The sequence below is a fragment of the Alterinioella sp. B-7 genome, assembly GCF_056857775.1.
Genome location: NZ_JBSXNT010000033.1, coordinates 209,475 through 235,513, shown reverse-complemented (window position 1 = coordinate 235,513; position 26,039 = coordinate 209,475). Strand labels below are relative to the sequence as shown.

The following is a 26,039-nucleotide window of genomic DNA, read 5'->3' as shown; positions in this document are numbered from 1 at the left end:
GGTTCAGCTCCAGCGGCGGGCAACGCGCCCGGTGACGATCCCTGCCGCCATGCCACCCAGGGCGAGGATCGTCAAACAGGTGGTCGCAAAGGCCACGGACAACCCGTATTCAAGAAACAGCTCCATCGCCGCGATGGTCGCCTCGCCCGGCCCGTCATAGCGCAGTCTGGTCGAGCGGTCGAACATCTCCAGCAGGCCGAAGATCACCACCGCGAAAAAGACGATCTGGACCGAAACGCGCAACCCGGTGCCGAGGTCCATGATCATGTTGCCGGACGCGTTGCGCCCCATGCTGAACCAGCCCTGTACCAGCCCGATCCCCGCCACCGTGGGCGCCAGCATCGCGGCGGTCTGGCCTTCGGGCAGGGTCGCGACATAGGCGACGCCCGCGGCATAGCCGATGATCGCGAAGAGGATGGCCCCGACGAGTTTCGCGGCGGTGGGCATGTGCGGTCTGCCTTCTTATGGGTCTGCTCTGCCCCTGACTGTCCGCAAAGACCGTCCCCGGCGCAAGAGGGCCGGTGCATTTCGCGCCCGCAGTGTTGCCGCCGGGAATCGCTTAGCTCTTCAAATCCTCATACGCCTTCAACGCCCGTTCGCGCCCCTCCTTCAGGCCCACGGGCGGCGGGTCTTGAGGGTCCTCGGGCCAGGATCGGGGGGCCGCGCGCGCGAACTCCTCCGCCCCCGCGCCCTTCAGCCAATGGTCGCGATAGGCGGCATCGGGGTCGAATTTCTCGGCCTGGGTCTCGGGGTTGAAGATGCGAAAGAACGGCGAGGCGTCCGGGCCTGACCCCGCCACCCATTGCCACCCCATCGCGTTCGAGGCCGGATCCCAATCCACCAGCGTGTCCTCGAACCAGCGCAGGCCAACCCGCCAATCCGTCATCAGGTGCTTGGTGAGGTAGGAGGCCACCAGCATCCGCGCCCGGTTGTGCATCCGGCCCGTGACGTAGAGCTCGCGCATGGCGGCGTCCACGATGGGCAACCCGGTGCGGCCCCGCTTCCAGCGTTTCGCGTCATTGTTGTCCTGCCGCCAGGGGAAATCGTCCCATTCCGCGCGCCAGTTGTCGCGGTCGATGCGGGGGAAATGGAACATCAGGTGATAGGCGAACTCGCGCCAGACCAGCTCCTTGAGGAAGGTCTCGGCCCCCTTGCTGCCCTGCTCCATCGCCCGCCGCCCCGCCTGCCAGCACTGGCGCGGGCCGATCTCGCCATAGCTCAGTGGCTCGGAAAGGTTCGAGGTGCCGTCGCGGTCCATCCGGTCGCGGTCGTCCTTGTAGTCAGTGACGCGCGTGTCGATGAACGCCACCAGCCGGTCGCGCGCTGCCTCCTCGCCAAGCAGCAGATGCTCGGCCACGACATCCGCGCCGCGATTCATCTCCGCCTCCAGCGCCCAATCCTCCAACCGGTCGCTTTCGGGCCAATCCCCGGGCCAGGTCAGATCGGGCACCCGGCACGGCGGGGCAACATCCCGGTCGCGCACGGCGCGCCAGAAGGGGGAATAGACCTTGTAGGGGCCGCCTGCCTGCGTCTCGACGGTCCAGGGTTCGAACAGCAGATGCGCATTGTGGCTCTCCGCTGCCAGCCCGTCTTCCTTCAGCGCCTTCTTGACCTTCGCGTCCCGGTCGCGCGCGGTGCCGTCATAGAGCCGGTTCCAGACCACAGCCTCCGCGCCAGTCTCACCCACCAGATCGCGCAGCACCTCCAGCGCGTCGCCCCGGCGCAGGATCAGCCGCCCGCCCTTGCCCTCCAGCAGTTTTGCGAAATGCCCGATGGCGCGCCCGAGGCGGAATTTCGGCGCGGCCCCCAGGTCGTCGACGCTGTGATTGCGGATGAAGACAGGGATCACGGGCCGACCGTCACAGGCGGTCAGCGCGGGGTTGTCGGCCAGCCGGAAATCCCGGCGCATCCAGTAGAGGATCGGTGTCTTGTCCATGTGATGCCTAGCTAGACCGCCCCCCGCCCCGGTCAAGCCGCCTCACAGCACCTGGTCCAGCGCCTCCATCAGCGTCTCGACCTCGGCGGCACTGGTGTAATGGGTAAAGCTCACCCGCAGCACGCCATGTTCGGGATCGACGCCCATGGCCTTCAGCGCCCGCACAGCATAGAAATCGCCGCCGCCCGCCATGATGCCCTTGGGGGCCAGCGCCCTCGCCACGTCTTCGCCCGGTGTCTTGAGCTCCATCGCCACGGTCGGCGCGCGGTCCTCGGTCCTGGCCCCACCGATCAGGCGCACCGAGTTCTTCGATTTCAGGAAGTCCAGAAGCGGCCCGAGCAGGGCCAGTTCCGCCGCGCGCATCAGGTCATGGGCGTGGCGCGCGGCCTCCGGCCCCGTGGCGGGTCCACCGTGATGGGCCGACAGCGCCTCCATGTAATCGGCCATGCCCGCGCAGGCGGCGACCTGGGCATGGTCCGGGCCGGCGGGGGTGAAGCGCTGGTAGAGGCTGCCTTCGTTGAAGAAATGCCCCTGGTTGGGCAGCACCATGCCAAGGTCGCGCCGGATCACCATGAGGCCCTGATGCGGGCCAAAGGTCTTGTAGGCCGAAAAGAGGTAGATATCCGCCCCGATCGCACCGACATCCGGGAAGCCATGCGGCGCGTAGGAGACGCCATCGACACAGCTACAGGCCCCCGCATCACGGATCCTGGCGCAGATCGCGGCCACGTCATTGACCTCGCCCACAACGTTCGAGCAATGCGGAAAGCAGACCAGCTTCACCTTGCTGTCCAGCAGCCTGTCCAGGCGCGCGGGGTCCAGGTGCCCGGTCTCGGGGTCGATCTGCCATTCGCGGATCTCGACCCCCTCGGCCTCCAGCCGCCGCCAGGGGCCGGAATTGGCCTCGTGATCCTGGTTGGTCACGACGATCGCGTCACCGGGCTCCAGATATTGCCGAAAGGCCTGTGCCAGCACATAAGTGTTCTGCGTGGTCGACGGGCCGAAGGACAGCTCATCCGCCTCGACCCCCAGCATCGCGGCCAGCCGGGTCCGGGCCTCGTCCATCTCCTCGCCCGCCAGACGGCTGGCATCAAAGGGACCATAGGGCTGCACCTTGCGCTGATGATAGTAGCGCGTCAGCCGGTCGATGACAGGCGCGCAGGTATAGCTGCCACCGGCATTCTCGAAAAATGCCTGGCCTCGCAGGGACGGCTCCGCAAAGGCTGGAAACTGCGCGCGCACGAAATCTGTATCAAGTCGGCTCATCGGTTCTTGCACGTCCCTGTCCTCTTCGAAGGCAAGAGACTCCTCCCTTCTTTGTACTGAAAATATCCTGGGGGTCCGGGGGCAAGGCCCCCGGCGGATCGCCGCGCGTCAGCGCGGCGACACCCCCTTGATCTCACGCGGTCACGTCGACCACAACACGCCCTTTGACCTGACCCTTGAGGATATCGCGGCCAAGCCCCGGCAGATCCGCCAGCGTGGCAGGCGTCACCATCGCCTCCAGCTTGTCCATTGGCAGGTTCGCTGCGATCTGCTCCCAGGCGCGAACGCGGGCGTCATAGGGCTGCATGACGCTGTCGATACCCAGGAGGTTCACGCCGCGCAACAGGAACGGGATGACCGTGGCCGGCAGATCGGCCCCGCCCGCAAGGCCGACGGCGGCAACGGAACCCCCATATTTCATCTGGCCCAGAACCCGCGCCAGCATCGCGCCGCCGACCGCATCGACACAGCCCGCCCAGGTCTCGGCCTCCAGCGGGCGCTTGGTGGTCTCGTTCAACTCCTCACGCGCCACGATGCGGCTGGCGCCGAGCGACTTGAGGTAATCCGCCTGCTCGGGCCGCCCCGTCACGCCCGCCACGTCATAGCCCTTGGCAGCCAGGATGGCGGTCGCGACCGAGCCGACGCCGCCCGCGGCACCCGTCACCAAAACCTCGCCATGTCCAGGGGTTAGCCCGTGATCTTCAAGTGCCATCACCGCCAGCATCGCGGTGAACCCGGCGGTGCCCACGGCCATCGCAGCCCGCGTCGTCAGCCCCTCGGGCAGCGGCACCAGCCAATCGGCGCGCACGCGGGCCTTTTCGGCATAGCCGCCCCAATGCGCCTCGCCGACGCGCCAGCCGGTCAGCACGACCTTGTCGCCGGGGGCATAGCGCGCATCGCTGGAGGACTCGACGGTGCCCGCGAAATCAATGCCCGGAATGTGCGGATACTTGCGCACCAGCCCGCCCCCCGGCCCGATGCACAGCCCGTCCTTGTAGTTCACCGTGGAATACTCCACCGCGACCGTCACCTCGGCCTCGGGCAACATGTCCTCGCTGATGTCCTCGACACCCGCGACGGGTTTCTCGTCGCCTTCCTTGCGCACGATCAGGGCTTTCATCTCATCTCTCCTTCAGGTCCAGAATGTCTCATAAACGGTCGCGGCCTGCACGCCCGTGGGCGTCAGCACATCGACCTCGGTGAACGCGTCCCAATGGGTCATGCGGATCATGCCGATGGCCACATTGGTGCCGTGGTCGGGCGACCAGGCGGCGCTGCTGATATTGCCGACATGGGCGGCGCCCGCCATCACCGGCCAGAGTCGGTCACAGGGCGGCACCGCAGGCCCATGGATCTCGACCGGCCTGATCTGCTGCACCGGGCCTTCCTTGACCACGCGCAAAAGCGCATCGCGCCCGACGCAGCCGATCGCGGTGGTCGTGTTGCAGAACCGGCCGAGCCCGCATTCATGCGGCGTGTTGTCGTCGGTCATGTCATTGCCGTAGCTCAGCAATCCGCCCTCGATCCGCTCGATCAGATTGGGGCATCCCGCATGGACATCTAGGTCACGCCCCGCCTCCATCAGCGCGTTCCACAGCGGCATGCCGATATCGCTGCCCTCGACATAGATCTCGAACCCGCCCTGCTTGGAGTAGCCCGAGCGCGCAACGACAAGGCCGCGGCCCTGGAACTGCAGCCGCTTGAAGCGGAAGAACCGGATGTCGCGCACGGCATCGCCGAAGACGCGCGCCATCAGATCGTCGGCTTTCGGCCCCTGCACCGCCAGCGGCGACACGTCGGGCTCATCTATCAGCACATCCAGCCGGTAGCCCTGCGCGATTCCCTTGACCCAGAACAGCAGGTCGCTGTCGGCGATGGAGATCCACCAGCGGTCCTCGTCCAGCTTGACGGCGACGGGATCGTTCAGCATGCCGCCGGTCTCATCGACGATGGGCACGTAATAGCACTGGCCCGGCACCATCGGACGCAGATCGCGCGGAGTCAGCATCTGCATCAGCCGCGCGGCATCCGGCCCCCTTATCTCGACCTGGCGTTCACAGGCCACGTCCCAGACCTGCACGGCCTGCTTGAGGTGGTGGTAATCCTCGGTGATCGAGCGGAACACGGTCGGCAACAGCATGTGGTTGTAGACCGTGTAGCCCTTGACGCCCGCCGCCTCGACCCCGTCCGAGAACGGCGTGCGGCGCAGGCGGCGCGAGAGGGCGATCTGCGGCATCAGGCCACCTCCGGCAGGAAGGGCAGATCGGTCGCCCCCAGGCGCGCGCCCGCCGCCGTCAGCATCGCGTGGACCTGGCCCCGGTGATGCGTCTGGTGGTTGAACATATGGGTGATCAGCATGGCGCGGGGGCGGGTCATCTCCTTGCCCAATGCGCCCGAATACCAGGTCAAGTCGCCCTCCAGGTCGCGCGATCGAACCCGCCCGGACCAGTCGCCGATGCGGGCATCCGCCGCGCGCCGCGCCGCCCGCAACTCCGCCCAATCCGCGACCATTCCGGGGCTGTCGGGAATGCCGCCCTCGGGCGCGTCCCAGCCGTCAAAGCGGCTCATCCAGATCGTGTCGGCCCAGAGGATATGGCAAAGCGTGCCATGGATCGAGCCGAAGAACGCGCCGCGATCCAGCCGCCGCCCATCTTCATCCATAACATCAGCTGCATCGTATATCATACTGTTCTGCAACTGATTATAGCGCGACATCGTGGCGATGTAATCCGGTGTGATCATCACTTTGGTCCATGCCAGTCGATCTGGCAGATCTCGGCGGAGCGCCCGTCGAAATCCCAGACCCGGCCATGGCTGCGCACCTTGCCCTTGGTCGCGGTCGCCACGGTGATATCGGGCCCCATCCAGTATTGCGTGTTCTTGATCACGATGTCCTCATCCGCGCTTTTGCCCGGCACCGGGTGCACCACGCCCTGGATCTTGCGGCCCACGGTGATGTGGCGGGTCTTGCCTTCGGTCTCGTAGCTGACCGGCTGGCGCTCGACCCCGATGATCTCGCCCACCAAAACGCTGAAGAGGCCCGTGGTCCCCTTGGCCTTGCCCGAGAAGATGTCGCAGATCGCGTTGTAGGCGGCGTCATCGGCGCGCTCGTCGATGAAAAGCGCGACCTTCCAGTTGCCACGGCCCATCATGCCGGGGATCTCGATGAGCAACCCGATATTGAGGCCCGACAGGTCCACGTCGCCGTAATGCCCGCTGTCGATGCGCACGCCGCCCCAGGTCTGGCAATGGCCTTCCGTGGGCGGGTGCTTGCCGAGGCTGACGACGCAGGGACAGAAGACGGTGCAGTTGCAGTTGAGGATCAGCTCGCCCTTGATGCCCCATTCCACCGTGCCGAGGCCGGATTTCGGGGTGGCGGGATGCCGGTTGTCGATCTTTGTGGTCATTCTCTTCCCTTTCAGATGCCGGTGGCGGCGACCCAGATCGCCGCGATGATCAATGTTGCGCCCAGGGGGCGGGTCAGCCAGCGGCCGATCTGGGGCAGTTTCTCAAGCACCATGATCAGTGTCGCCAGCCCCATGAAGGCCAGGTTCGCCATGCCGCCGACAAAGGCGAGCAGCATCAGCGCCCAACAGCAGCCGAGGCAGACAAGGCCGAGGCGCAGCCCGTTGCGCCAGGGGCCCTCCTCGAAATGCTGCATGAAGAACGTAAGCGGCGCGCGGCATTTGGACAGGCACGCCTCCTTCGCGGGCGAGACCTGGTAAAGCCCCGCAACCGCCAGCAGGCCCGCCGATAGCAGGGCCGAGCGGCTGTCGCCAAGGCCGGTGACCAGATCGGCGCCGATCAATGCCATCTGCGCCGCGCCCGCGATCACCGAAAAGCCAAGCCAGACCGCCAGATACCCCGCGACCAGTGGCCAGAACCTTGTCGTCGCGCCGCTATGGGAGAGATCGTCATAGGTGGCAAAGGCCGGCAGCGCCGTGGGCGCCATCATCGCGGCCGACATCAGCGCCCACATCGCCACCACGCGCCCATAGCCCGTCAGATCGGGCGTCACCGCGCCATGCCCGATCCAGAATTGCCCGCCGCGCCCATGACCGCCAGCGCCGATCCCGGCGGGCAGCGTCATGAAATAGAGCAAAACCCAGGCGGCAAGGATCAGCCCGAACAGCGTCAGCCAATGCGGTGCCCCCATGGATCTGATCCGTGCTGCGATCACGCCAAGCCCTCCCACGCGACTCAAGCCTTGCGTTTTAAATGTCAGACTTTTAAATGTCTGACAAATGAAAATCGACCCGACCTCCCCCGACCTTTCGGCGCAGATCGCCCGCGCGATCCGCGATGCCATCATCTCCGGCGACCTGATTGTCGATGAACGCCTGCCGTCCGAGGCGGAACTGGCCGAGCAATTCGCGGTGTCGCGTTCCACCGTGCGCGAGGCGCTGAAACGGCTGGCGGCACAATCGCTGATCCGCACCCAACGCGGCGCGTTCGGCGGGGCCTTCGTGAACCGTCTCTCCTATGAGGAGGCGTATGGCCAGCAGATCACAACCTCGACGCTCCTGCTGTCGATGAACGCGGTCAGCTTCGATGTCGCCTGCGAGGCGCGGTTCGCGCTGGAACGCGCCTGTGCGCCGCTTGCCGCCGCGCGCCGCAGCGCCGACACCCTCGCCACGATGCGCGCCGAGATCCACCGGCAATCACAGCCGGGCCTGACCGATGAGGCCTTCTGTGCCTCGGACGTGGCCTTTCACCGCGCGCTGGTCGATGGCGCGGGCAATCCGGTGCTGTCCTATCAACTGGCCGGTGCGGTCGAGGCGATGCAGCCCCTGATGAACATGATCACCTTCACCGCGCGGAGCCGCGAAGAGATCGTGACCCTGCACGGCGCCATCGCGGATGCGATCGAAAAAGGCGACGGGCCGGGGGCCTGCCGCCAATTGGAAGCGCTGGAGCGCTACACGGTCACCCTCGCCCGCTCGGTCATGGCCGAACGGGCGAAGGCGTGACGCCTCAGTTGCGGTCGAAGATGATCGACCGGCCCCAGGAGCCGTAATCGCTGGTCGTGATACCGTTCCAGTTCGAGCCGCGATAGGATTGCAGACCGGGGGCCGCCAGGACGCGCACATTCCCGCCCCCCGCGCCGATCACGCCGGAATGTTGGGCCGCGGCGCAGATATTGCTGTCATCGGTATAGGTGCCGGTGCCCCAGACGGTCCCGTTTGCCGCACCCGGCGCACAGGAGCAGACATAGACATCCTGGCCCTGAGGCATCCGCCCGCAGGCCTGACCGCCGCCCGACTGAACGCCATAGACCGAGAAGCTGGAGCCATACTGACCCCAATTGCTGGTGCTGACGCCATTGGCGCTGGAACCGGGATAGCTGCTCATCCCGCCCGACATCGTGACCTGGACCATGCCGCCGCCCGAACCGATCGCGCCCGCATGCTGCGCGGCGCGGCAGATATTGCTGTCGGCGGTATACGGCCCCGACCCCCAGACCGCACCGCTGGTCGCGCCGGAGCAGGAACAGATAGACGTGCCTTGCAGGGACATGGCATTGGTCGGACAGGCCCCTTGCGCCATCGCGCCAGTGGCGCCGATGACCATGAAGATAGCGGCCAGAACGGCGGCCTTTGCTCTTTCGAACTGCATGCAAACTCTCCTTTTTGAAAAATATCCGGGTATTTCGATGCGGACCCGGAATCAGCTTATGCCAAGGGTGGAAATTGACCAAGCCGCGATGCAGCATGCTTGAACCGCGCCGCGCCCTGCCCTATATTCGGAGTGTTCCCGCAAGGGGACTATGGACATAAACGCGCTCGTAATAAGCGGATCGGACCCGGGGGCGGTACCCGGCGGCTCCACCAATATCCTTCGTTTGGGGATCATGGGGCCGAAACAGGATCGACGAACGTCTAAAGGGGTTAGCTTTGTCTCGGCTGTCTGCCACCGTTACCGGCGAAAAAAGTACAATTGCAAACGACAATCGTGCTCCGGCAATGACTCTGGCTGCGTAAGCAGTTCGAGTCGCCGAAACTTAAGTCCTTGTGCCTAGCAGCGTAAGGCGGGGTTCGCAGGCACCTGGCAACAGAAGCCTGCACTTTCCCTTCTTTCAGAAATCACGGGCCGTAAACCTCCGTCGATGGGTTTTCCCCGCGCGGGGTCGACCCCGCGCAGCCATGGGCCGCATCGACGTGCCGTCACCCCGGCTGAAACGCCGCCAGCGCCGCGACCAGGGGCCAGTTCCACCACAGCGCCAATGCGGCCAGCGCGCCACCGAGGGCGAAATAGGCAGCGTCATGCGCCGGATCCCAGGCCGCTTGCCGAGAGGCCAGCCAGCCCACGACGGGATGCGCGGCCAGCATCGCCGCCCCCTGCCCGATCAGCACGCCCGGCAGCCCCCAGAGGTTGACCCCGATCACCATGGCCGAGACCACGAAGACGGCCCGTGTCGCGGCCAGCACGAAGAACCGTCGGCTGTCGCCCGCCGCCAGCGCCGCCTGGTCGTAAGTGACGCCGATGATCGCGGGGATCTGCATCGCCGAGATCAGCACGACAACCCCTCCCGCCGCGAGGTAGCGCGGGTCGTAGAGCGTCTCGATCAGCCAGCCGCCGAAAAACGCGGGCACCATGACCAGCGCGATCATGCCGGCTGTCGCCAGCACCCGCATCCGGCGCAGGCGCAGGAAATTGGCGCGACTCGCGCCCGGCGGGCTTTCGCGGTAGATCGGGATCATCACCTTGCGCACCACCACGGAACCCATCAGCAGCGGGAACGAGGCCCAGAAGAAGCCGATATTGTAGATGCCGAAATCATGCGTGCCGAGGTAGCCGCCAATCACCACCTTGTCGGCCTGCCCGATGGCAAAGCCCGCGATGGTGCTGAGGAACACCCATTTGCCGAAATGGATCAGTTCGTGACGCGCGGCGGCCTCCCATCGCAGGCGGTTGCGCTCGCCCGGCAGGAAAAGGTCGAAGAGGATCACCTGCGCCGCCGAGGAAACGACGCCCGAGATCACCAGCGCCCAGACGCTCTGCCACCACCAGGCCAGCGTAATGGCCACGACCAGCCCGATGATCTGGGTCAGGATGTCCAGCACCGTCACACGGCCCGCGCGCAGGTGCCGGTTGGCGGTCTCATGGCGCGTCGGCAGAAAGCCCAGGATCAGCTGCGTCAGTGCGGCGACCGGCAGGTAATAGACCAGGTCCGGTTCCCCGAAATAGAGCGCCATGGGCCAGGTCAGCACGCAGGCCACGACAAAAAGACATCCCCCCCGGATGATCTGGATCGTCCAGGCGGTGTTCAGGAAATCGCGGTCGTCGCCGCGTTTGCTTTGCATGATCGCGGGCCCGACGCCGACATCCGAGAACATCGCCAGCCCCATCAGGAAGACCGAGACCATGGCCATGACCCCGAAGGCCTCGGGGAAGAGCAGCCGGGTCAGGATGAGGTTCGAGGCCAGCCGCAACACCTGCCCCGTGCCGAACCCCATCAGGTTCAGCCCCGCGCTGCGGGTGGCGCGCGCCATCAGGCCCGAGCCTTGCGTGAGGTTGCGGAAACTGGCGATCATCGGCCCCGGCTCCAGGTTTTCGGCGCGGGCAGGGCCTTCACCGCCAGCGCCACGGATGCGTAGGTGACAAACCCCATCGGGTCGCGAAGCGCAAGCCGCGCGATGCCGCTCACGCCAAGGCGCGGCGTGTCGTCATTGGCACGCAGATCGGGGTAATTCGCCGCGATCTCGGCCACGCCCGCATCCTGACGGCGGCGCACTTTCACCAGTGCGCCGAAGCCTTCCGCAACTGGCCAGTCATAACCCGCATCGACAAGGTGCCGCTCCCCCGGCGCGAAGTGCAGCCGCGCGTAGGTGTCATCCGAGATGATGGGCGGGAAATCCCCCCACCGTGCGCGTCCCGCCGCGTTCACGGCAAAGAGCCCGCATCCCGGCACGCCCCGCGCCATGAAAGGCAGGCACTGCCAGAGCCGCGCATAGCGGCGGCTGGTGGTGCTTCGCGCGGTGATCCGCACCCGTCCGCTGGCATAGGCGGGCGCGTCTTGGTCCAGAACGCGCCCTAGCGCGGCCAGCATGTCAGGCGCGACCGTCACATCGGCATCCAGATAGACCCGCGAGGCAAACCGCGCCGCCGCGTCGCCCGCGTTGAGCGCCCCCGGCTTGCCGCCCTCAGCCAACTCCAGCACGGTGTAGGGCCAGCCCTTCGCCGCGAACGCCCCCGAAAACCCGCGCGCCACTTCGGCGGTCGCATCCGTGCAGCCATTGGCGACCACGATCACCTCGACCTGTGCGCCCACGGGGCTTGAGGCGAGGAGGGCCTGCAACGCAGACCCGAGGAGCCGTTCCTCGTCATGCGCCGGGAGGATGACCGAGATCATGCGCGCGCCCTTTTGCCTTTGACGCCACGGGCAAACTTCCGCAGTTTGGCAGCGTTCCTACCCGCAAAGGCCCCGACGTGACACGCAAGCTTGGCTACCTGGTGCCGCAATTCCCCGGCCAGACGCATATCTTCTTCTGGCGCGAAATCGCGGAGCTTGAGGCGCGCGGGGTCGAGGTGCATCTCTTCTCGACCCGCCCGCCGCCTCCCGGCCTCGTCGCGCATGACTGGTCGGAAAGGGCGATGGCGCGCACCACCTATCTGGGCAAACCGGACGTGATGGCGGGGCTTGCCGCCCTGCCCCGCCTGCCCTGGCGCGAGATACGGCGCGAGGGGGCCACGCTGACGGATATCGCCCTCTCCGCCCCCGCCGCGATGCGCCTTCTGCGGGCCTGCAAGACGCGCGGCATCGCCCATGTCCACGTTCACTCCTGCGGCCGCGCGGCCTTGCTGGCGGCGATGGCGCGGGCCATGGGCGGGCCGAACTACTCGCTGACCCTGCACGGGCCGCTCTCGGATTACGGGACCGCGCAGGGGGTCAAATGGCGCAATGCGGCGTTCGCCACCATCATCACCCGCAAGCTGCTGGCCGAGATGCGGGCCGATCTGCCCGACGATCTGCCCGAGCGGCTGATGATCCAGCCGATGGGCGTCGATACCGATGTGCTGTCCCCCGCCGGGCCCTACCAGCCTGTGGCCGGGGGCGAGACCCTGCGGCTCTTCTCCTGCGGCAGGCTCAATATCGTGAAGGGGCATCAGGATCTGATGGAGGCCGTCAGGCTCCTGCGCGACCGTGGCCGCGACGTGACGCTGGCCATCGCGGGCGAGGATGACGCGGGTGGCACCGGGTATCGCCATGTGCTTGAGGCGAAGATCGGCGAATTGGGCTTGCGCGATCACGTCCGCCTGCTCGGCCCGATCGACGCAAGCGCTGTGAAGACCCAGATCCAGCGCGCGCATGTCTTTGCGCTGGCCAGCTGGCACGAGCCGCTCGGCGTGGCGCTGATGGAGGCGATGTCCTGCGGCATTCCGACCATTGGCACCGATGCGGGCGGGGTGGCGGAACTGATCCGCGACGGGGTGGACGGCGTGCTTGTCCCGCCCAAATCGCCCGAGGCGCTGGCGGGCGCGATTGCCGCGCTGGCCGATGATCCCGACCGGGCGCGCAAGCTGTCCGGGCAGGGGCGCGCACGGATCGTCGAGGGGTTCCACTCGGGGCGCGGCGCGGAAATGCTGATCGGCGCGGTATGGGGCGATGGTCCGGATCACTCGGCGGGCTCCAACGCGTAGAGCACACCGGGCTCGCCGGTGAACTCCACCGCCTCGACCGAGACCAGCCGCGTGGCCAGCGTCCGGCTGTTGAGGATGCGCAGATCGCCCTCGGCCACCAGCGCGTAATCCGAGGCCAGCCCCGGCAATACCGCCCGATCCTGCCCCGCTCCCCCATGCGCGCGATCGCCCGGCGTCAGGATCATCACGTCATCGCCCGGCCCCGCCAGCATCACGTCGCTCTCCTCCGTGCCCTCAAGCCGATCCCCTGCGTCGCTGCCATGGATGTAGCGCCCCTGCGCGAAGGCCCCCTCGGCCCTCGCCTCCCACCTCCCGCCTGCGGTGGCGTTGTAATCCATCAACGTCGCCCAACGGGGGTTGGCATCCTCAAGGTGGCGCAACGCGCCCCAACTGCCGAAGCGCGTCGGCGCTGCCACATCCACGAAAGCGTTGAACAGAGTGCCCCCCGCCGCGCGCCAGCCCGCCAGCAGGTCGGCATGGATCGCGGCCATGTCCTGACTGTAATTGTAACGGGTGAAGAACGCGGTCAGCGCGTCATCCTCCACCGCCGCGCCATGGCCCACCACATGGGTGCCGCCCTCATACATGATCATCCGCAGCCCGTAGCGCTGCGCGACCTCGGCGTGGTAGGGAAAGAACTCCTCGATCAACTCGGCAACGGACCCGTCGCGCAGGGCCGCCGTCGCCTCTTGGGTCGCGGTGCCCTCTTCGATCCAGCCGCGCAGCTGGTCGACATAGTCCTCGGTGCCCAATTCATAGCCGAAATAGCCGCCAAGCGCGTAGGCGTCGAAACTGGCGGCGGGTGGGTCCAGGCCTTCGGCTTGCGCAAGCGGGGCCTCCAGCAACCCCTCCTCCAGCCCCGGCCAGGCGGTCTGGGTGGAAATGACACGGATCAGCCGGTGTTCCTGGCCCGCGAAGACCTCGCCCCAGATGTCGGCCATCTGCGCGGCGCGGAGCCCGCCATATTGCATCCAGGCATCGCCCTCGGCCCCGTCCCACCGCGCGGCGGCCTGTTCCCCGGCCCAACGTGCTTGCGGGAAGATGAAATTCCACGCCTCGTTCGACCATTCGACATAGGTGATGAGGTCGGGGGCCAGCTCCGCCTCGACATAGTCTGCGAAGGCCCGGTAATAGGCGTCATCGGCCCGATGCGGCAGGGTGAACCACGGATCGGCGCCGATTTCATTGGCCAGCCGGACCAGCAATTCCACCGGCACGCCGCGCCTTATATAGGTGTAGTCGGTGACGCGCGGGCGGTCGTCCCAGACCTCCTGTTCCGAGCCGTTCGTGTCCATCCAATCCATGAAGCGCACCACGCGGAGATCGCGGATGCGCCGGGTCCAGTCGGGGTTGAAGACCTCGCCCAACTCATAAAGCGCGATGTGATCCTCGCGCAGGACGGTGATGTTGCGGATCGGATCCTGCGCATCCGTCGCCCGGATGATCAGCGCGACCGGCCCTTCGCCGGGGGTGAAGGAGAACCACGCCTGGCCCTCCGATACCGTCACGCCTTCCGCCCGCCCGCCGATGTCGAAATCGCCCTGCCCCTCCCAGGTCACGCGGTAGCGCGCGATGGTGTCACTGGCCCCCTCCGGCAGATCGGTCAGGATGAAGCTTTCCAGCCGTTCCACCCCCTCGGGCAGGCTGAGGGGCCAGCCCGCCGCGTCCAGATGTCCGCCCGCCTGCAGATCCTCGGCCGTCACCCCGCCCCATTGGCCGGGCAGATGCCCCACCCAGGGCCGGGCCGAGCGCATCAGGTCGATGAAAGGCAGTTGCGTCGACCAATCCGCGATCCCGTTCAGCCCCATCGCCAGCGCCGGATCGGTCAGACCCGTCGCAGGTGGCGTCCCGGCATGGTCGGGCCAGGCGCTGCCCGAGACCTCGGCCTGCACCAGCGCGGTGATCGCATCGTAATGCGTGGCCACGAGGGGGTGCACCGTGTCGGGCAACTCGATGCGCGGCGGTGCCTCGTCGTAGAGCGTTGCGTAGGTGACCAGCGCGGCCAGGAAATAGAGCGTCGGCGTGCCATGCGGCGCGTCATCCTCGTAGATCCCGGTCACGGGGATGTCGGCCAATGGCGTCTCGGTCAAGAGGCGCGACAGCGTGCGGGCGGTGGGGATCAGGCGGATATCAAGCTCGGGCCGTTCGGCCTGCAGCAGCGCCACGTAACGGCGGAACCAGTCGTGATACTCCCCTGCGTTATAGTCGTGATAGCGGCGCAATTGCCGGTCCGAGGGCGGAAAGCTATCGGCGATCAGGCTCATGTCCGACCAGCCTTCGTAGATGTAGAACCGGGCATCCGGGGCCTGGAAGGCGGTCCAGTCAAAGATGCGCAAGGTGGTCGATAGCGGCGACTGCCCGTCCGGGTTGTCCCAGGCATAAGGCGCGTCGGGGGCTTCGTCCTGGATGAAATTGCGGATGTTCAGGATGACCGTGTCAAAGCCCGCGCGCCGAAAGGCCAGGCGGTCACTGTCCCAGGCTTGCGGCACTTCCGCGAAGGACCAGTTCGGTTCGGGCGGCAGGTTGCCGGCAAACTCCGGCCCCGATCCGAACACACCGCTTGCCGCGAAGGACTGCCCGCCCGCCTCCGCCAGAAGGCGCAGCCAATGCGGCACGGTGGTCTCGTCGCTGCCCGAGACGTGGTTCATCAGCGAGTTGCCATAGATGAAGGCGCGCGTGTCCTCGGCGCGGGTCGGCGCGGTCAGGGTGACGAGGACGGCCAGCGCAAGGGCGGCGCATTTATTCAGCGGCATGGGACTCCTCCGTCATGCGCGCGCCGAGCGGGTCCGGTCTTGGCAGGCCGGGGGTCAGAACCCAGTCATAGACCTGCGCGATCTGCGCCGCCTTGCGCGGCCATGTGTACTGGGCAGCCACGACCTTGCGGGCGGTGCGACCAGCGGCGGCGACTGCCTGCGCGTCATCGGCCAGCCGGGTCAGTTCGCGGCGAAACCCGGCGATGATCTGGTCACGGGTTCCAAGCGGCACGGTCCAGCCCGTCCCCTCGGCCAGCAACTCGGCGGGCCCCGCGTAATCCACGATCAGCGAGGCCAGCCCCATCGCCATCGCCTCCAGCACCACGCCGCCGCCAAATTCGCGGATCGAGGGAAAGGCCAAGAGCTGCGTCTGCCCGGCCACGCCCTGCACATCCCCATGCGCCAGCCAGCCGTGGAAGGTCACGCCCGGAACCTCGGCGAACCGCGCCTTGAGGGCGGGCAGCATCGGGCCATCGCCGATCATCTCAAGCCGGAGCTTGCCTGCGCGCAAAAGGGGCTCCGCCGCCTCCAGCACCATATCCGGCCCCTTATAGGGCACCATCCGCCCGATGAAGCACGCGCGGAGCGGGCCACCCGCCGCAGGCGCGGCGGTCTGCGAGAAGCGGCCGGGATCGACGGCGTTCTCGGGCAGGTAGATCACCTTGCCCGCCACATCGCGCGGCAGTTCCGACGCGGTATGGCGCGAGCCCGCCAGGATCGCCGAGGCATGGCGCAGCGTCGCCCCCCGCCCGGGCAACGCCTTGTAGGCCCCGCGCAGGTAGCTCAGCCATTCCCGCTCCTGCCGCCGCGCGGCCTCGAACTGGCGCGGCCAGGGCACGCCGCCATTAAGCGGCCCGAGGACAAACGGCACGCCCGCGCGGGCGCATCTGGCGGCCAACGGGCTGGCGATGGTGGGCGAAAGCGGCGTCACCCGATGCACGATGTCATAGGCGCCCGCGCGGATCTCGGCACCGAAGCGCCGCCACACCAGCCGCTCGAAATGCGGATAGGAGAGCGCGTTGATAGCCTGCATCGTGGTCCAGCCCCGCCCCTCGCCCATGCGCAGCCTTGAGCCGATGGCCCAAAGCGGGCGGGCCAGCGCCTCGGAATCGATGGCGGTGAAATCGCGCCCCTCGACCAGCCCCGCCCGCAAGATCGCATCGCGGTTGCGCACCTGCGTGACCAGATGGACATCGGCCACCTCGGTCAGCGCGCGCGCCAGGGACCAGCCGATCAGCGGCACCGAGACCCATTCGGGGTTCGCCGCCTCGGCAATCACAAGGACTTTGGCGCGCACAGGGTTCATCGCCCCCCCAATATGGTTCGCAAGGGCGCAGGCCCCGGTTTTCGCGCCAGCTGCACCTGCTCGCCATAGCCAAGCAGCGCGCCCGCGATGAGCCAGGTCATCGGCGTGATGGTGGCATTGGGCAAGAGGTCGATCACGTTGATGACATGGATCAGCGCGAGGCCGCCAAGCCAGGGCGGGATGGCACCGGAGACAACCCCCGTGGTGCGCCGCCAGAGCAAGAGGATGGGCAGGGTCAGAAGGCCAAACTCGGCCAGGAACCCGACCCATCCATAGACGCCCATGGTGATGATCCAGCGGCCATCGGTCGTGGTCAGGATCGTGCCCGAGGCGTCATAGATATGGTTGCGCCCCCAGGAACCCCAGCCGAAAAGGGGCCGCTCCATCGCGCGGTCCATCAGGACGTTTTCATTGTCGAGGCGAAAGCGCAGCGAATTGGCGCGTTCCGCATCGACGCCTTCGGCCAGTTCCAGGATGCGGTCCTCGGGCACCGCGTCGCCTGCTTTCAGCACCGGATAGGCCAGCACCAGCAGCACCAGCGCCAGCGCCAGGTGCATCTGCATCCGCGTCGTCAGGAAGGCGATCGCGGGCGCGAAGGCGAAGCCGTAGAGGATCGAGGCCATGGATTTGCACAGGACCAGAACGCCCATCAGGTAGATCGCGCAGACCCACCAGGCGACGGCGCGGCGCGTGGGCTCGGACCTTGCGATGGTGACGGCGGCCAGAAGGCCGGACATGGCGAGGAAGGCCGCCCACAACCCATGGTAGAGAAAGACGATCGGGCGAAAGCCGCCATCGCGGATCATCTGCTCGAAACTGTGCTGGAAATAGCCATAGACCCAGATGTTGAGTTGCGGGCTGAGCCGGACCTCCAGCAGCATCGGCAGCGAATAGATCATCGCGCCAAGAAAGACCGCCCAGAGAAGATCCTTGAGGTCGCTGTCGCTGCGCAGGAAATTGCGCGCCAGCAGCAAGGGCGTGATCAGGAGCGCCTGGTTGACCATCAGCGCGATGGCCTCGCGAAAGCGCAGCGCCGGCAGGGCGTAGCGGTCGAAATAGACCGGGTCCATGTTGGTCAGGACAGTGGCCAGCGGGCTGGCGATGAAGATCACCACCAGCGCCTTGGCCACCGGGTGATCGGGCAGGAACCGGATGCGGCCCCGGTGCAGCACGAGGCAGGCCAGGAGGGCCACCAGCGAGGGGATGGTTTCCTTGGTCAGGGGCGGCATCAGCGGAAAATCGAAGCCCGCGGGCGGTGGCGGCAGGATCAGGTAGGCCGCGACAAGGCTTGCGATCAGCGCACGGCCCGGCGACAGCCTGACGAACAGCCAGACCGAGATCACCGGCCACAGGACCAGCATCAGGGACGCAAACGCATTGGGCATCGGGCGGTGTCTTTCTGCCTTTCCTGTCTGTCGTCGCAATCGGGCCATGTCCCCTCTTCGAGGGGCCGGGCCCGGGCATAGCGCCAACTTACGGCAGAATTATGCCTCCGGACAGGGCAAGACGGGCGGGCGTATCAGTGGCCGGTGCCGCGCAGCACCACGCTGAAGGTGCGCCAGATCACGCGCAGGTCGGTGCCCAGGGACAGTTCCCGGAAATAGGCCTGGTCGAAGCCGGCACGCTCGTGAAAGCTGCTGTCGTTGCGCGCGGAGGTCTGCCAGAAGCCAGTGATGCCGGGGCGCATGACATAATATTCCGCGCCGGGATAGAGCCCGCGCTGGTTGCACATCATCGGGCGCGGGCCGACGATCGACATGTCGCCCATCAGCACGTTCCACAATTGCGGCAGCTCATCCAGCGACGACCGGCGCAGGAAGCGGCCCAGACGGGTCACGCGCGGGTCATCCTTGAGCTTCTGGTCGCGGTCCCATTCGGCGCGGGCCTCCGGGTTCTCGGCCAGGTAGCGGTCAAGCACACGGTCGGCATCGGGCACCATGGTGCGCAGTTTCCACATCCCGAAAACGCGCCCGTTCAACCCGATACGCGGCTGGCGGTAGAAGGGCATGGTGCGTTCGAAAAGGACCAGGATCAGCGCGAACCCGGCGATGAGAAACCAGGCCGGGATCGCCGCGAGGCAGACAATGGCGATATCAAGCACCCGCTTGGCATGGCGGCGATAGACCCCCCGCATGTTTTGCGGCGCGATCGGGAAGACGGCGGGGGGGGCCTTGCCTTCCGAATATAGTCCGAAACGCTCATACATACCGAAGCCCCCTCCTCGGGGCGGCACCCAAAATGCCGGGTGCAGGGACACACACGCTTCCCGTCCGGCCACCGCGACTCTTGCGGCCAGTGATCGACGTCATTCATTTTTTGGGTGCGAACCGGCGCAGAGCAGGAAACCGAGTTCGTCCGATGCGATCTTGCCATCCCCACCTTTGCGACGGCCGGACGGGGTGGCAGCCCCAGGGTCCGGTCGCGGCACAAAGTCATGGCGCGATCAACGCTTTCGCACGCCTCAAATAAGCATTTATGGCATATTTGCGTCAATTGCGGGTTACGGGACTCAACCTATACGTGTGCCTTGAATTCCGGCGATACTGCCTTGATTATTGGGAAAAAATCGGATGACGCAGGGGAACCTGGACCTGCTGCCAGGCCCTTCGACTGCGGCACTCTGTTGCGTATCCGGAAACGGTTAACCAAATATCGCAAGCCTGTCGGCGCTTCGACGCAAATGACCTGTCCTTTTGGATAGGCTGACGCGGCTTTTTCGGCGGCCCAGGGGGGCAGTCCGTTAACGCCGTCCGAGCCGACAGATCCGATCCGGCATTGTGGCCCAATCGCGGCAAAGCTGCGGCGGCATCGGGACAGGGATGGGATAAAAATTTGGCGCCACCGGGCAATACACGCATAGGTTGCGCAACTTCCCGCGACAAAGCCTCATTTTGGCTATAATTGTGCAAGAATTGGCAAATTTTCGCCATATTGTGATTCGGAACCGGGCTGAAACCTGCCCATCGGCACTGCCGCCCTGGCGTCGTTTCCAGGCGCGCCGCGCGCGGTATTTCAGGCACGTCGCGCGCGGTATTTCAGGCACGCCGCGCGCGGCAGTGTCCCGGCGCCCGCGCAACCCGCCCCTGGCCCGTTCCGCCCTGTTTTCGCCCCATTTCACCGCTTTCGCTTGAACCGTCCCCAAGCCCTGCCCATAACACGGGGGATCACACATCCCTTTTATGGACATCTGAGACTGACCCATGCCGGAGCTCGACCCCGTATTTGACGCCTCATTCTGGATCACCGCCGCGGCCATCTTGTCGCTCCTGGTGCTCTCGGCCTTCTTCTCGGGCTCCGAGACCGCGCTGACGGCCGCGTCGCGCGGCAAGCTGCGCAGCCAGTCCGACCGCGGTGCCGCGGGGGCCGCGCGCGCCCTGCGCCTGACCGAGGATAGCGAGCGGCTGATCGGCTCGATCCTGCTTGGCAACAACCTGGTCAATATCCTTGCGGCCTCGCTCGCCACCGCGCTTTTTACCCGCGCTTTCGGCGAAAGCGGCGTCGCACTGGCGACGCTGGTGATGACGCTGCTGGTTCTGGTCTTCGCCGAGGTGCTGCCCAAGACCTATGCCATCACCCGGCCCGAAAGTGCCGCCGCCACCGTGTCGCGCGCGATCGGCCTGGTGATCCTGATCTTCTACCCCGTCGTGGCCATGGTTCAGGTAATGGTGCGCGGGATCTTGCGGCTTTTCGGCGTGCAGACCGACCCCGACAGTGCCGTGCTGTCCGCGCGCGAGGAGATCGCGGGCGCGATCACGCTTGGCCATTCCGAAGGCGCGGTGGAGAAGGACAGCCGCGACCGGCTGCTCGGCGCGCTGGATCTGGGTGATCGCACCGTCGAGGAGATCATGCTGCACCGCTCCAACATCGAGATGATCAACGCCGATGACGAGGGCGAGGCGATCCTGAGCCAGCTTCTGCAATCGCCCCATACCCGCCTGCCCGTCTATCGCGGCGACCCCGAGAACATCATCGGACTGGTCCATGCCAAGGACGTGCTGCGCACCATGGACCGGCTGGTGCGCGGCCCCGAAGCCTCGGGCGCGGGGCTGGCGGCCTTTTCCGTGACCGAAGTGGCGATGAAGCCCTATTTCGTGCCGGAAACCACGACGCTGGATGACCAGATGCGCCAGTTCCTGCGCCGCCACACGCATTTCGCGCTGGTGGTCGATGAATATGGCGCGCTGCAGGGGCTGATCACGCTGGAGGATATCCTCGAGGAGATCGTCGGCGAGATCACCGACGAGTTCGATGTCGAGGACACGGCGGAGCTGGCCCCCGGCCCGGACGGCGCCTACCTGATCGATGGCGCGATGACGATCCGCGACCTCAACCGCGCCGCCGAATGGAACCTGCCCGATGACGAGGCCAACACGGTGGCCGGGCTGGTCATGCACGAGGCGCAGATGATCCCCGTCGTGGGCCAGGTGTTCAACTTCCACGGCTTCCGCTTCGAGGTGGTGGAGCGGGACCAGAACCGCCTGACGCAATTGAAAATTCGCAGGTTGTGAGTGATTGAAGGGGTTTCGCCGCCTTTGGCGGCGACCCGTGCGAGGGGCGCTGCCCCTCGCGCTCCCCGAGGTATTTCCGGCAAAATGAAAGCACATGTCGTTTTTTGACTTGCGAGGCTGTTGCCGCTGGTCCCTCTTTGGCCGCAAAAGGAGGGCAACTCAATGAAAACGCATGTGCGGGTCTGTGTCATCGGGGGCGGCGTTGTCGGCTGTTCGGTGCTCTATCATCTGACCAAGCTCGGCTGGACCGACGTGATGCTGGTCGAGCGGTCGGAACTGACGAGCGGCAGCACCTGGCACGCGGCGGGCGGGTTTCATACGCTCAACGGCGACACCAACATGGCCGCGTTGCAGGGCTACACGATCCGGCTCTATCGCGAGTTGGAGGAGCTGACCGGCATGTCCTGCGGTCTGCACCATGTCGGCGGCGTGACCCTGGCCGACACGCCGGAACGGTTCGACATGCTCAAGGCGGAGCGGGCCAAGCATCGGTTCATGGGGCTGGAGACCGAGATCCTGGGGCCCCAGGAAATCAAGGCGATCGCGCCGGTGACCAATATCGACGGCGTGCTTGGCGGGCTTTACGACCCGCTGGATGGGCATCTCGACCCCTCCGGCACGACCCATGCCTATGCGCGCGCCGCCAGGATGGCCGGGGCCGAGATCGAGCTGCACACCCGCGTGCGGGAGACCAACCCGCGCGCGGATGGCGGGTGGGATGTGGTGACCGACAAGGGCACCATCCGGGCCGAGCATGTCGTCAACGCGGGCGGGCTTTGGGCACGCGAGGTGGCGGCGATGGCGGGTTGTTACCTGCCGCTGCACCCGATGGAGCATCAATACCTCGTCACCGAGGACCTGCCCGAGATCCATGAGCGCGACAGCGAGCACCCGCATGTCATGGACCCCGGCGGCGAGAGCTATTTGCGGCAGGAGGGGCGCGGCCTCTGCATCGGGTTCTACGAGCAGAACGCGCAGCCCTGGGCCGTCGATGGCACGTCGTGGAATTTCGGGCATGAGCTGTTGCCCGACAACCTGGACAAGATCGCCGACAGCATCGAGTTCGCCTATCGCCGCTACCCGGTGCTGGAACGCGCGGGCGTCAAGACCGTCATTCACGGGCCCTTCACCTTTGCCCCCGATGGCAACCCGCTGGTAGGTCCGGTGCCGGGCCTGCGCAATTACTGGTCGGCCTGCGGCGTCATGGCCGGGTTTTCCCAGGGCGGCGGTGTCGGGCTGACGCTGGCGCAATGGATGGTCGAGGGCGAGCCGGAGCGCGACGTGATGGCGATGGATGTGGCCCGCTTCGGTCGCTGGATCACGCCGGGCTACACCCTGCCCAAGGTGATCGAGAACTACCAGACGCGGTTTTCCGTGGTCTACCCGAACGAGGAACTGCCCGCCGCACGCCCCTTTCGCCGCACGCCCATGTACGATGTGTTCGACACGATGGGCGCGGTCTGGGGGCAGCAATATGGGCTGGAGGTGCCCAATTACTTCGCCGCGGGGGATGAGCCGCGCTATGAAACGCCCTCCTTCCGCCGCTCGAACGCCTTCGAGGCCACCGCGCGCGAAGTGCGGGCGGTGCGTGGCGGTGTCGGCATCAACGAGGTGCAGAATTTCGGCAAATATGCCGTGACCGGCCCCGGCGCGCGGGATTGGCTGGACCGGATCATGGCGGGCCGCATCCCGAAACCGGGGCGGATCAGCCTGACGCCGATGCTGTCCGAGAAAGGCCGGATCATCGGGGATTTCACGATCTCCTGCCTGTGCGAGGAGCATTTCCAGATCACCGGCTCCTACGGGGCGCAGGATTTCCACATGCGATGGTTCGACGCCCACGCGGCAGATGGCGTGCGGGTCGAGAACATCTCGGACCGGCGCACCGGGTTCCAGATCGCGGGCCCCCGCGCGCGTGACCTGTTGCAATCGGTGACGCGCGCCGATGTCTCGGCGATGCGCTTCATGGATGTGCGGCAGATGACCATCGGCCTCTCGACCGCGATCGTGCAGCGCGTGAGCTATACCGGCGATCTTGGCTATGAGATCTATGTCGACGCGATGGAACACCGCGCGCTCTGGGACATGCTCTGGGGGGGCGGGCAGGCCCACGGTCTGCGCCCCTTCGGGATGCGCGCGATGATGAGCCTGCGTCTGGACAAGTTCTTCGGCTCGTGGATGCGGGAGTTTTCGCCCGACTACACCCCGCTTGAGACCGGGCTGGACCGGTTCATGCAACTGGACAAGGGTGATTTCATCGGGCGCGCGGCGGCGAAGGCCGAGGCGGAACGGGGCGCGACCCGCAAGCTCTGCGCCTTTGTCGTCGAGGCGACGGATACGGATGTGAACGCCTATGAGCCGATCTGGCTGGAGGGGGAAGTTGTCGGCTTCTGCACCTCGGGCGGGTTCTCGCATCATGCCGGCCTGTCGGTCGCCCTTGGCTTCGTTCCGGCGGAACACGCCCGCGAGGGTCTGGCCGTCGAGATCGAGATATTGGGTGAACGCGTGCCCGCCCGGCTGGTGACGGAGCCTCTTTTCGATGCCGATGGCGCACGGATGCGGGGATGAGCGCGACGATCCTTCTGCTTGCGGCGGGCGCGTCATCGCGCATGCGCGGCGCGGACAAGCTGTTGGAGGAGGTCGGGGACCAGCCGCTTCTGCGCGTGATGGCGGCGCGCTGCGCCAAGGCGGGGCGGTTGCGGGCGGTCTTGCCCGAGGGCAATGCGGACCGGGCCGAGGCGCTGGACGGGCTGGAGGCCGAGATCGTCACCGTCCCGGCGGGGGGCGATATGTCGGCATCGCTCAGGGCCGGGGTCGCGGGGCTGACCGGCCCGGTTCTGGTCGTGCTGGCCGATATGCCGGAGGTCACGGCGCATGACATGCACCTGATGCTGGCGCTGTCGGCGCAGGCACCCAGGGCGATCCTGCGCGCCGCCGACCGGGACGGAACCCCCGGAAACCCGGTGCTGTTTCCGGCCGACCTGCTGCCCGATCTGCAAAAGATCAAAGGCGACAAGGGCGCGCGCGATCTTCTCAGGCGGCACGCGGGCAAGGTGCATCTGATCCCCCTGCCCGAGGCCCACGCGCTGACCGATCTGGACACGCCCGAGGATTGGGCCGCCTGGCGCGCACGGAGGTGAGCCCCTAATCCGCCGCGTCGCGCCCTGCCGCCTTCACCTGCTCGCGGGCGCTTGGATGGGCCGAGGGCCGGAACGGCACCTCGCAAACGCGGGCGCGGACGGGTTTACCGGACTGGTCGCAATACCTTTCGGGCAGTTCGACCTGCAAGTCGGTTCCGATGCCCGACAGCGCCCACGGCACGTAGCCAAGCGCGATATTGCTGTTCAGTTCCGGCGACCACCAGGGCGAGGTGAGATAGCCGACGCGCGCGCCCTCCCCATCGCAGACAAGCCAGAAATCGGGCGCGTAATCGGTGATCGGCTTGCCGCCGAGCATCATGCCCACCAGTTTCAGGTGGAACGGATACCCGCCCGCGTCGATAATGTCGCGCTGGCGCTCCAACGCAGCCCTGCCGATATAGTCGCCCGCCTTCTTGCGCGGCACCTGGTAGGCAAGGTTGACCTGGAAAGGCGATGTCTCGGCATCCAGATCCTGCCCCCAGGACAGGATCCCGGCGGCGATCCGGCGGTGATGGGCGGGCGCCGTGACGCGCAGGCCAAGCCCGGCCCCCTCGCCCCGGATCGCATACCACAGCGCCTCGGCATTCAGGGTGGCGTCGCGCAGATACACCTCGTAGCCTTTCTCGCCGGAAAACCCGGTCTGGCTGACCACGACCGAACAACCGGCGATCTCGGCCTCCATCAGCCCGTAATAGGGGATGTCGCGCACCGCATCGCCGACAAGGGCCGCCATCAGTTCCTCCGAAAGCGGGCCCTGGATTTGCAGCGGGGCGACGTCGATTTCAGCGATCTCGACGTCGAAGCGGCGGCCGATATTGACCCCTTGCAGCCACAGCATCAGGTCGGAATCGGACAGCGAGAACCAGAATTCATCGTCGGAAAGGCGCAACAGCACGGGATCGTTCAGGATACCGCCCGCCTCATTGCACAAGATGCAGTATTTGCCATGCTTCGGCTCGATCGCAGTCGCGTCGCGGGTGATGACGTAATCGACGAACGCCTCCGCATCCGGCCCCTTGACGCGGATCTGACGTTCGACCGCGACATCCCACAGCGTCACGCGATTGACCAGCGCATCATATTCGGCCATCGCCCCGCCATCCTCGGGGCGGACATAGCCGCGCGGGTGATACATGCGGTTATAGACCGTCGCCCGCCAGGCCCCGGCCTCGACCGAGAGATGCCAGAACGGGGATTTGCGCACCCGGGTCGAGATCAGCATCTGCACCGGCGTCGATCCGGATTGGCGCAGGTTGACCGGCACCGTCCGGTCGGACTGGTCGATGACGGGGACATTGGGATGGGTGCGTATGTCGGCGGGGGTCTTGAGTGCATCGGGCATGATCGGGCCTCCTCCTTGCCGGGGCCGCCGACCTGTCCGGGGATGCGCGAGCTCGTGGAGCCGGCGGACCGTTGCTGCAAGGCCCAACGCAGGTGGTTTCGGGCAGGTTCCTGCGCGAAAGGGGCCGGAACGAAAAAGGGGTGGCA

The 26,039-nt window shown here is 66.5% G+C and carries 21 protein-coding genes and 1 other RNA gene; 6 read left to right on the top strand and 16 right to left on the bottom strand.

Features of this window, described 5'->3' with window-relative positions:
- Window positions 1-3 precede the first annotated feature (3 nt).
- The 8 genes from AC13C7_RS13050 to AC13C7_RS13015 form a co-directional block, all read right to left on the bottom strand.
- Window positions 4-447: a TrgA family protein gene (locus AC13C7_RS13050; RefSeq protein WP_172320972.1), complete on the bottom strand. Its 444-nt coding sequence runs from the start codon at window positions 445-447 to the stop codon at window positions 4-6.
- A 112-nt stretch (window positions 448-559) separates the two neighbouring features.
- Window positions 560-1,936: a cryptochrome/photolyase family protein gene (locus AC13C7_RS13045; RefSeq protein WP_482867732.1), complete on the bottom strand. Its 1,377-nt coding sequence runs from the start codon at window positions 1,934-1,936 to the stop codon at window positions 560-562.
- A gap of 42 nt (window positions 1,937-1,978) precedes the next feature.
- Window positions 1,979-3,202, bottom strand: a complete 1,224-nt coding sequence (locus tag AC13C7_RS13040) for an aminotransferase class V-fold PLP-dependent enzyme (protein ID WP_482867731.1) — start codon at window positions 3,200-3,202, stop codon at window positions 1,979-1,981.
- A 133-nt stretch (window positions 3,203-3,335) separates the two neighbouring features.
- Window positions 3,336-4,322: an acryloyl-CoA reductase gene (acuI, locus tag AC13C7_RS13035; protein ID WP_482867730.1), complete on the bottom strand. Its 987-nt coding sequence runs from the start codon at window positions 4,320-4,322 to the stop codon at window positions 3,336-3,338.
- 12 nt (window positions 4,323-4,334) lie between these two features.
- The gene (locus AC13C7_RS13030; RefSeq protein ID WP_172320976.1) at window positions 4,335-5,438 is read right to left on the bottom strand and encodes a dimethylsulfoniopropionate demethylase; all 1,104 of its coding nucleotides are present in this window, start codon (window positions 5,436-5,438) and stop codon (window positions 4,335-4,337) included.
- The gene (locus AC13C7_RS13025; protein ID WP_482867752.1) at window positions 5,438-5,917 is read right to left on the bottom strand and encodes a DinB family protein; all 480 of its coding nucleotides are present in this window, start codon (window positions 5,915-5,917) and stop codon (window positions 5,438-5,440) included. Before AC13C7_RS13025 ends, AC13C7_RS13030 begins: the two co-directional genes overlap by 1 nt.
- A 26-nt stretch (window positions 5,918-5,943) precedes the next feature.
- On the bottom strand, window positions 5,944-6,609 hold the full coding sequence (locus tag AC13C7_RS13020) for a DUF1326 domain-containing protein (RefSeq protein ID WP_172320978.1): 666 nt from the start codon (window positions 6,607-6,609) through the stop codon (window positions 5,944-5,946).
- 11 nt (window positions 6,610-6,620) lie between these two features.
- Window positions 6,621-7,358 carry a DUF2182 domain-containing protein gene (locus tag AC13C7_RS13015; protein ID WP_172321053.1) on the bottom strand — a complete coding sequence of 246 codons (738 nt, stop codon included), beginning with the start codon at window positions 7,356-7,358 and terminating at the stop codon, window positions 6,621-6,623.
- Window positions 7,359-7,446: 88 nt separating this feature from the next.
- Between AC13C7_RS13015 and AC13C7_RS13010 the strand changes: the two genes are divergently transcribed.
- Window positions 7,447-8,172, top strand: a complete 726-nt coding sequence (locus tag AC13C7_RS13010; protein ID WP_446120488.1) for a FadR/GntR family transcriptional regulator — start codon at window positions 7,447-7,449, stop codon at window positions 8,170-8,172.
- 4 nt (window positions 8,173-8,176) lie between these two features.
- Here AC13C7_RS13010 and AC13C7_RS13005 read toward each other — a convergent pair whose 3' ends face one another.
- Window positions 8,177-8,818, bottom strand: coding sequence for an LCCL domain-containing protein (locus tag AC13C7_RS13005; RefSeq protein WP_172320980.1), 642 nt, complete (start codon window positions 8,816-8,818; stop codon window positions 8,177-8,179).
- 95 nt (window positions 8,819-8,913) lie between these two features.
- On the opposite strand from AC13C7_RS13005, the gene ssrA reads away from it, so the two are divergent.
- Window positions 8,914-9,268, top strand: a transfer-messenger RNA (tmRNA) gene (gene ssrA / locus AC13C7_RS13000).
- Between the two features lie 98 nt (window positions 9,269-9,366).
- Here the strand turns inward: ssrA and AC13C7_RS12995 are convergent.
- Both AC13C7_RS12995 and AC13C7_RS12990 read right to left on the bottom strand, forming a co-directional pair.
- Complete coding sequence (locus tag AC13C7_RS12995) at window positions 9,367-10,737, bottom strand: oligosaccharide flippase family protein (RefSeq protein ID WP_482867729.1); 1,371 nt, start codon at window positions 10,735-10,737, stop codon at window positions 9,367-9,369.
- The gene (locus AC13C7_RS12990; RefSeq protein ID WP_482867728.1) at window positions 10,734-11,555 is read right to left on the bottom strand and encodes a glycosyltransferase family 2 protein; all 822 of its coding nucleotides are present in this window, start codon (window positions 11,553-11,555) and stop codon (window positions 10,734-10,736) included. Before AC13C7_RS12990 ends, AC13C7_RS12995 begins: the two co-directional genes overlap by 4 nt.
- A gap of 77 nt (window positions 11,556-11,632) precedes the next feature.
- Here AC13C7_RS12990 and epsE point away from each other — a divergent pair, with 77 nt between their 5' ends.
- Complete coding sequence (gene epsE / locus AC13C7_RS12985) at window positions 11,633-12,844, top strand: exopolysaccharide biosynthesis GT4 family glycosyltransferase EpsE (protein ID WP_482867727.1); 1,212 nt, start codon at window positions 11,633-11,635, stop codon at window positions 12,842-12,844.
- Here the strand turns inward: epsE and AC13C7_RS12980 are convergent.
- From AC13C7_RS12980 to AC13C7_RS12965, 4 genes are all read right to left on the bottom strand, one after another.
- A complete protein-coding gene (locus tag AC13C7_RS12980) occupies window positions 12,820-15,597 on the bottom strand; it encodes a calcium-binding protein (RefSeq protein WP_482867726.1) in 2,778 nt (925 codons plus the stop codon). The genes epsE and AC13C7_RS12980 overlap by 25 nt on opposite strands.
- Entirely contained in the window at window positions 15,584-16,903 is a 1,320-nt protein-coding gene (locus tag AC13C7_RS12975) for a glycosyltransferase family 4 protein (RefSeq protein ID WP_482867725.1), read from the bottom strand. The genes AC13C7_RS12980 and AC13C7_RS12975 overlap by 14 nt, the downstream gene beginning before the upstream one ends.
- On the bottom strand, window positions 16,900-18,288 hold the full coding sequence (locus tag AC13C7_RS12970; RefSeq protein ID WP_482867724.1) for a hypothetical protein: 1,389 nt from the start codon (window positions 18,286-18,288) through the stop codon (window positions 16,900-16,902). Before AC13C7_RS12970 ends, AC13C7_RS12975 begins: the two co-directional genes overlap by 4 nt.
- A gap of 134 nt (window positions 18,289-18,422) precedes the next feature.
- Window positions 18,423-19,109: a sugar transferase gene (locus AC13C7_RS12965; RefSeq protein ID WP_482867723.1), complete on the bottom strand. Its 687-nt coding sequence runs from the start codon at window positions 19,107-19,109 to the stop codon at window positions 18,423-18,425.
- Between the two features lie 994 nt (window positions 19,110-20,103).
- Between AC13C7_RS12965 and AC13C7_RS12960 the strand changes: the two genes are divergently transcribed.
- The 3 genes from AC13C7_RS12960 to AC13C7_RS12950 all read left to right on the top strand — a co-directional run bounded on the left by AC13C7_RS12960 (window position 20,104) and on the right by AC13C7_RS12950 (window position 24,551).
- Complete coding sequence (locus AC13C7_RS12960) at window positions 20,104-21,411, top strand: HlyC/CorC family transporter (RefSeq protein ID WP_172320988.1); 1,308 nt, start codon at window positions 20,104-20,106, stop codon at window positions 21,409-21,411.
- A 162-nt stretch (window positions 21,412-21,573) separates the two neighbouring features.
- Window positions 21,574-23,979 carry a GcvT family protein gene (locus tag AC13C7_RS12955; RefSeq protein ID WP_482867722.1) on the top strand — a complete coding sequence of 802 codons (2,406 nt, stop codon included), beginning with the start codon at window positions 21,574-21,576 and terminating at the stop codon, window positions 23,977-23,979.
- On the top strand, window positions 23,976-24,551 hold the full coding sequence (locus tag AC13C7_RS12950) for a nucleotidyltransferase family protein (RefSeq protein ID WP_172320990.1): 576 nt from the start codon (window positions 23,976-23,978) through the stop codon (window positions 24,549-24,551). The genes AC13C7_RS12955 and AC13C7_RS12950 overlap by 4 nt, the downstream gene beginning before the upstream one ends.
- Before the next feature lie 4 nt (window positions 24,552-24,555).
- On the opposite strand, the gene AC13C7_RS12945 is transcribed toward AC13C7_RS12950, so the two are convergent.
- Window positions 24,556-25,893: a glycine cleavage T C-terminal barrel domain-containing protein gene (locus AC13C7_RS12945; RefSeq protein WP_235952759.1), complete on the bottom strand. Its 1,338-nt coding sequence runs from the start codon at window positions 25,891-25,893 to the stop codon at window positions 24,556-24,558.
- Window positions 25,894-26,039 lie beyond the last annotated feature (146 nt).